The sequence below is a fragment of the Mycobacterium sp. genome, assembly GCF_032159765.1.
GTDB lineage: Bacteria > Actinomycetota > Actinomycetes > Mycobacteriales > Mycobacteriaceae > Mycobacterium.
In genome coordinates this window covers 1-2,563 of record NZ_JAVHWM010000160.1, presented here as the reverse complement: position 1 = coordinate 2,563, position 2,563 = coordinate 1, and the positions used below count along the sequence as shown (strand labels likewise).

The 2,563-nt window shown below is 67.9% G+C and carries 2 protein-coding genes, 1 tRNA gene and 1 pseudogene; 1 reads left to right on the top strand and 3 read right to left on the bottom strand.

The features are described from left to right. Positions 1-215, top strand: a pseudogene (gene engA / locus QOH60_RS19335) (ribosome biogenesis GTPase Der); the annotation flags it as partial. A gap of 4 nt (positions 216-219) precedes the next feature. On the opposite strand, the gene QOH60_RS19330 reads toward engA, so the two are convergent. The 3 genes from QOH60_RS19330 to der all read right to left on the bottom strand — a co-directional run. After that, a tRNA-Pro gene (locus QOH60_RS19330) sits at positions 220-293 on the bottom strand. 60 nt (positions 294-353) lie between these two features. After that, the gene (locus QOH60_RS19325) at positions 354-1,136 is read right to left on the bottom strand and encodes a sulfite exporter TauE/SafE family protein (RefSeq protein WP_526423338.1); all 783 of its coding nucleotides are present in this window, start codon (positions 1,134-1,136) and stop codon (positions 354-356) included. A 29-nt stretch (positions 1,137-1,165) separates the two neighbouring features. Next, positions 1,166-2,563, bottom strand: a 1,398-nt coding sequence (gene der / locus QOH60_RS19320) for a ribosome biogenesis GTPase Der (protein WP_526423336.1), incomplete at its 5' end; no start/stop codon positions are given.

Here is a 2,563-nt window from a genome sequence, read left to right as displayed (position 1 = left end):
CTGCGACCCCGCCCCCGGTGCGCGGGGGAAAGCAGCCGCGGGTGCTGTTCGCCACCCAGCCCGGGGTCGCCCCGCCCCGGTTCGTGCTCTTCACGACAGGCCCGCTGGAGGCGTCGTACCGGCGCTTCGTGGAACGCATGCTGCGCGAGCGCTACGGCTTCCCTGGCACCCCGATCGACCTCGCGGTGAAGTCGCGGGAACGGCGCGGACGCTGACCCGTCGGGCTGACAGGATTTGAACCTGCGGCCCCTTGACCCCCAGTCAAGTGCGCTACCAAACTGCGCCACAGCCCGCCGCCGCCGACGACCGCCAGCAGCAAGTCGCTACCCTACCGCAAACACACCGCCCGGCCATCAGACCGCCAGCAGCCGCCACAGCCCGATCAGGCCCACCACGACGATGACCGCCCTCAGCGCATTTGGCGGCAGCCGGCGTCCGTAATGTGCCCCGAGAAAGCCCCCAACGAGCGACCCGGCCGCGATCAATCCCGCCGCCAGCCAACTGATCCGGTCGAACGCCACCAGCGTGTATGCCAGTGCGGCAACCACATTCACGATCAACGCCAACAGGTTCTTCGCCGCGTTCATCCGCTGCATATCCTCACTCAGCAGCGCGCCCATCACCCCCATGAGCAGAATTCCCTGTGCCGCAGTGAAATAGCCGCCGTAGACGCCGACCGCAAACGTCAGCACCACCAGCGCCACCATTTTGCCTCGCGACAGATGATCGGCGCCCTCGCCACGAGCCTCCGACCGTCGGCGCGCCCACTCCTGAATCCGCGGACCGATGACGACGAGGACCAGCGCCAGGATCAGCAGCACCGGAACCACTGCCGTGAATACCTTTTCCGGCAGATGAAGCAACAGCCACGCTCCGAGGGCCGCGCCCGTCAGCGACGCCAACATCTGCCAGCGCAGCCGCTGCCACTGACCTCGCAGCTCGCGGCGATAACCCCACGTGCCCGACACGCTTCCCGCGACAAGCCCCACGGCGTTCGACATCGTCGATGTCACCGGCGGGTATCCCAGCGCCACCAGCGTCGGGAACGTGATCAACGTGCCCGACCCCACGACCGCATTGATCGCGCCGGCCCCCACACCGGCCAGCGCGATCAGGATCATGTGGACAACGGACATCCCTTCGACGCTAGAGGGCGCGCGAAAAGCTACCGCGACCGCGCCTTGCGCTTCTCCCGCACGCGGACGTTGATCCGGATCGGACTGCCTTCGAAACCAAACGTCTCGCGCAGCCGCCGCTCCAGGAACCGCCGGTATCCCGCCTCGAGAAAACCCGTCGTGAACAGCACGAACGTCGGCGGCCGCGCGGTGGCCTGCGTGGCGAACAAGATCCGCGGCTGCTTGCCGCCCCGCACCGGTGGTGGCGTTGCCGCCACCACCTCCTTCAGCCACGAGTTCAGCTGGCCCGTCGAGATCCGCCCGTCCCACGATTCCAGCGCCGTCTCGAGCGCCGGCACGAGCTTCTGCACCGCCCGGCCCGTCTTCGCCGAGATGTTCACCCTTGGCGCCCACTGCACCTGAGCGAATTCCCGCTCGAGCTCGCGTCCCAGGTCATAGCGCCGGTCCTCGTCGACCAGATCCCACTTGTTCAACGCCAGCACCAGCGCCCGCCCCGCTTCGATCACCATCGTCAGCACCCTCTGGTCCTGCTCGGTGATCGGCTGCGACGCGTCGATCAACACGATCACCACCTCCGCGGCGTCGATCGCGCTGTGCGTGCGCACGGACGCATAGAACTCATGGCCACTGGCCTGCCCCACCTTGCGGCGCAGCCCGGCGGTGTCGACGAACTTCCACACCCGGTCGCCGAGTTCGATCAGGGAATCGACGGGATCGACCGTGGTGCCTGCCACGTCGTGGACCACCGACCGCTGATCGCCGGCCAACTTGTTCAGCAGCGAGCTCTTGCCGACATTCGGCTTACCCACCAAGGCGACACGGCGCGGTCCCCCCGGGCCGGGCGCCGCCTCCGACACCTGCGGTAGCGACGCGACCACGTCGTCCAGCAGGTCCGCGACCCCGCGGCCGTGAATCGCGCTGACCGCATAGGGCTGCCCGACACCCAGCGACCACAGTGCCGCCGCATCGGCCTCGCCTCGTTCGGTGTCAACCTTGTTGGCCGCCAAGAACACTGGCTTGCCCGACCGTTGCAGTATCTTCGCGGCAGCTTCGTCGGACGCTGTGGCTCCCACCACCGCGTCGACCACGAGAATGACCGCGTCCGCGGTGCGCATCGCCACCGATGCCTGCTCAGCGACCAACTGCTGCAATCCCTTTGCGTCGGGTTCCCATCCCCCGGTGTCCTGCACGACGAACCGCCGCCCGGTCCACATCGCGTCGTATGACACCCGATCCCTGGTCACCCCGGGAACGTCCTGCACTACCGCCTCACGCCGCCCGAGGATCCGGTTGACGAGCGTGGACTTGCCGACGTTGGGCCGCCCGACGACCGCTACCACCGGTGGCGGGCCTGACTCGTCGATTCCGGCCTCGGAATCGACGTCTTCGCCTACCTCCCAATCGCTTTCGTCGGACCAGGTGCCTTC